Below are 4,060 nucleotides of genomic sequence, written 5' to 3'. Positions count from 1 at the left end.
CGGCGCGGGGGCGGCGGGTGGCGCGGGGGCGGGAGAGGCCGGCGGGACGGGTGCCGCCGGCCGGGCCGAGGGCCACGATCTGGTGGCCCAGGCGCTGGTCGCCGCGCGGCGCAGTGGTTTCCACCGGGTGTTGCAGTCGACGCTGGCGCACGCGGCGCTCTGCCGGGCGGTCCGGGGCCGCCGGGAGGAGGCGATGCGGCTGCTGGTGGAGCTGGACGAGGACTGGAGCCGGACCCGGATGATCCCGTTCGCCGAGTGGGTGCCGGCGGTGGGTCACGTCGCCGCGGTGCTCGGCCCGGACGCCGCCCGGCTGGTGCACGACATGCTCGCCCGGTCGCCCCGGACGACCCCCTGGGTGGAGGCGGCGGGCCAGGCAGCCGACGCCACCCTGGCCCTCGGCGACGGGGACGCCCGGCGGGCCGCCCGGTTGTTCGCGGCGGCGGCGCAGCGCTACGCCCGGATGCCCGACACCACCGACCACGTGCTGACCACCGCGCTGTCGGTGCCGGCCCTGACCGTGGCCGAGCCCGCGCGGGCGGCGGCCACCCTCGACCGGGTACGCGACTTCGCCGACCGTAACGGCATGCCCGGTCTGCTCCGGCTGGCCACCCGGGCGACGCCCGTCCGGAGCTGACCGGGACCCGTGATCGACTCACCTGGGCCGACGGTGCGGTTTCCCCCCGGGTTCGACAGCGCTGTTTCGGCCCACGAGAGTCGATCATCAGCGGGCGACGTGACCGGTGGCGCGGGGCCGACCGGCGACGGCGCGGGGGGCGGTCACCGGGCGGGGCCGGTCGCCCGACCGTGGGTGCCAGGTGAGGTATTCCACTTTCGCGTGGAATGTGACTTCTTGCGGGCGAGCGGGCGGGGGCGCGACGGGCACAGGCGACCGGACCCACCGCCGACCGGGGGCACCGGCCCGTCGGCGGGCAGCTCGGATACCCCGCGCGCCGGAGCCGGTGCGCCCGTCCCGCGCGCCGGACCGCCGATCAACGGTGCTACCAGCCGGTACGGCACCGGAATTCCATCCCGCCCGGGTCCGGCGGCCTCGGGTCGGGGCCGTCCGGGCAGGTCGTGCGGTGGTGGGCGGGGTCACCCGGAGGGCCACCGTCGGGCCCGCCCGCCGACGGCGAAGCCGACGAACCACGAGCGGCACGCCACAACGCACTCCCGGAACCGGGTGCCGACGTGTCACGATTCAGAGCACGGCGTACGGGGCGCCGACACGACCGCACCGGCAGGTGCGCGGAGGAGGATGTCCGGTGTCAGCGGGTGGCGCCCGCCGGGGACGGCGGGACAACGGGCTCGACGCGAGCGAGTACGCCGTCGCGGGCGACGTCGACCCGCGGGTCGGCGAGCACCTGCTCGACGTGCTCGCCGCGGGCGGGATCGCCGCCTACCTCCAGCCCTCCGCCGACCTGAACCCGATCACCCGCACCACCACCGTGCCGTCCCGGCCGGTCGACCGGCTCTACGTGGACCGTTCGCACCTGACCACCGCCCGGGACTATCTCACCCAGCTCGCCGACGAGGCGACGCCGGAGCCGGCCCGTGCCGAGCCGGACGTGGACGCCGAGTGGGAACGCCTCGTCGCCGCCTTCCACACCGCGCCGGCCGCCGGCAGTCATCCCTGGCCGGCGTCCGAGGACATCGACGACGGGGCCGATCCGGCCGCCCGCGCGGGTGGCCCGACGACCAGGGCGGACGAGCCGACGGGGCCGACCGCCACCGACGTACGCCGGTTGCCGTACGCGGCCGACATCTCCGGCATCTCGGTGAGCCCCCGGGGCCGGCAGCAGGACGAGCCGTCGCTGCTGGACGGCCTGGACACCTTCGGGGCCGACCTGCCGGACGACCCGGAGGAGGGCTACACCCCGCCGCCGCCTCCGCCGCTGCCCCGGATCTCGAAGTACGCGGTGGTCGGGGTGCTGGGGATCGTGCTCGGTTTCGTGCTCTTCCTCAACCCGTCGTTGCTGCCGGTGGACGCCTCGGTGGTCACCCTGCTCGGTTTCACCGGCATCCTCGCCGGGTTCGTCACGTTGATCTGGCGGCTGCGCCCCGGCGACGAGGACGATCACGACCCCGACGACGGCGCGGTCGTCTGACCCTGCGGCACGCCGCCGGGGCCACCGGTCACCCCGCCCGCATCCCGGGACACCACAGCCCTCACGCCGGGCGTAACAGTGGTGTAACTTACGGTCAGTAGGAATACCGCTGTAGGTCACTTCCCCCACCGACTGCCCGGTTGTTCCTTGCTCGCGTGGTCGGTCCCCTGCCGATCGGAATGCCCGAGATGCGACAGAGTTCACTGGTGGTGGTGGCCAACCGGCTCCCCATCGACGACAGCGTGGCGCCCGACGGCGCCTGTGAGTGGCGGCGCAGCCCCGGCGGGCTGGTCAGCGCCCTGCACCCCCTGCTCCGGCAGACCCCGGCCACCTGGGTCGGCTGGGCCGGCGGCACCGGGCCCGCGCCCGTGCTGCCCGACGTGGACGGTGTGCACATGCGCACCGTCCCGCTCAGCGCCGACGACCTGCGCGACCACTACGAGGGCTTCGCCAACGCGACGCTCTGGCCGCTCTACCACGACGCGGTGGAGCAACCCGAGTACCACCGCCGCTGGTGGGAGGCGTACCAGCGGGTCAACCAGCGGTTCGCCGAGGCGACCGCCGAGGTGGCCGACCCCGGCGCGGTGGTCTGGGTGCAGGACTACCACCTGCAACTGGTCCCCGGCCTGCTCCGCGAGCTGCGGCCCGACCTGCGGATCGGCTTCTTCCTGCACGTGCCCTTCCCGCCGCCGGAGCTGTTCATGCAGCTCCCCCGCCGGGCGGAGCTGCTGCGCGGCATGCTCGGCGCCGACCTGATCGGGTTCCAGCGGGCCCAGGCGGCGCACAACTTCGCCCAGCTCGCCACCAAGGTCCTCGGCCTGCCGGCCACCGACCGGCGGATCGGCGTACAGGACCGGGTGGTGCGGATCGGGGCGTACCCCGTCTCGATCGACACCGCCGAGATGGCGGCGCTGGCCGCCCGGCCGGACGTCACCGCGCGGGCCCGCCGCCTCCGGCACGACCTGGGCGACCCCGAGCGGGTCATCCTCAGTTTGGACCGGATGGACTACACCAAGGGCATCGAGCAGCGGCTGAAGGCCTACAGCGAGCTGCTCGCCAGCGGTGACGTCAAGGTCCGGGACACGGTGCTGGTGCAGGTCGCCATGCCGAGCCGGGAACGCGTCGGCCAGTACCAGATCCTGCGGGACCGGATCGAACGCGAGGTCGGCCGGATCAACGGCGAGTTCGGCCGGGTCGGCGAGCCGGCCATCCACTACCTCACCCAGCCCTTCGACCGGGCCGAGCTGGCGGCGCTCTACCGGGTCGCCGACGTCATGGCGGTCACCCCGCTGCGCGACGGGATGAACCTGGTCGCCAAGGAGTACGTGGCCGCCCGGGTCGACGACACCGGCGCGTTGCTGCTCAGCGAGTTCGCCGGGGCGGCGGCCGAGCTGGACCGGGCGTACCTGGTGAACCCGCACGACCTGGAGGGGCTCAAGCAGGGGCTGTTGTCGGCGCTGCGGGCCGGGCCCACCGACCTCGGCGACCGGATGCGGGCGATGCGCCACCACCTGCACCGGCACGACATCCGGGCCTGGGCCCGCTCCTACCTCAGCGCCCTGGACGACACCGGCTCGCTGCTCACCCGGCTCAGCAGCAGCGGCTGAGGACGTCGGCACCGCACCGGGCGGCGGGTCGCCGCCCGGTGCGGTGCCGACGGTCAGCTCTTTGCCGGCTCCTTGACCAGCCAGTCCAGGAGCGCGTCCAGCGGCTCCTGCCAGCGGGTGTCGAGCATCAGGTCGTGTCCCATGCCGGGGAAGAGCAGCGGGGCCGCGCCGTACCGGCGGGCCGCCCGGGTCAGTGCGGCCGGCGGGACGACCCGGTCGTCCGGGCTGCCCAACACCAGCACCGGCGGGCGACCCACGGGCCTGGTGGGATGCCCTGCTGGCCGCCGTCGAGGCGGCCGGCGGGCTGGCCGACGTGGCGGCCGTGTCGGTCGCCGGTCAGCAGCACGG

3 protein-coding genes and 1 pseudogene are annotated in these 4,060 nt (G+C 75.0%); 3 read left to right on the top strand and 1 reads right to left on the bottom strand.

Annotated features, from left to right (window positions below; genetic code table 11):
* From H1A17_RS33630 to H1A17_RS33620, 3 genes and pseudogenes are all read left to right on the top strand, one after another.
* Nucleotides 1-634: pseudogene (locus H1A17_RS33630) on the top strand (guanylate cyclase); the annotation flags it as partial.
* A gap of 628 nt (nucleotides 635-1,262) precedes the next feature.
* Complete coding sequence (locus tag H1A17_RS33625) at nucleotides 1,263-2,105, top strand: DUF308 domain-containing protein (RefSeq protein ID WP_145921028.1); 843 nt, start codon at nucleotides 1,263-1,265, stop codon at nucleotides 2,103-2,105.
* Between the two features lie 188 nt (nucleotides 2,106-2,293).
* On the top strand, nucleotides 2,294-3,712 hold the full coding sequence (locus tag H1A17_RS33620; protein WP_145921029.1) for a trehalose-6-phosphate synthase: 1,419 nt from the start codon (nucleotides 2,294-2,296) through the stop codon (nucleotides 3,710-3,712).
* A gap of 53 nt (nucleotides 3,713-3,765) precedes the next feature.
* Here H1A17_RS33620 and H1A17_RS33615 read toward each other — a convergent pair.
* Nucleotides 3,766-4,060, bottom strand: a 295-nt coding sequence (locus tag H1A17_RS33615; RefSeq protein ID WP_375372856.1) for an alpha/beta hydrolase, incomplete at its 5' end; no start/stop codon positions are given.

The organism is Micromonospora sp. S-DT3-3-22, from assembly GCF_015354745.1.
Taxonomy (GTDB): domain Bacteria; phylum Actinomycetota; class Actinomycetes; order Mycobacteriales; family Micromonosporaceae; genus Micromonospora; species Micromonospora wenchangensis.
Note: the sequence above shows the minus strand (reverse complement) of the source record. Positions and strands in the feature narration are given on the sequence as shown.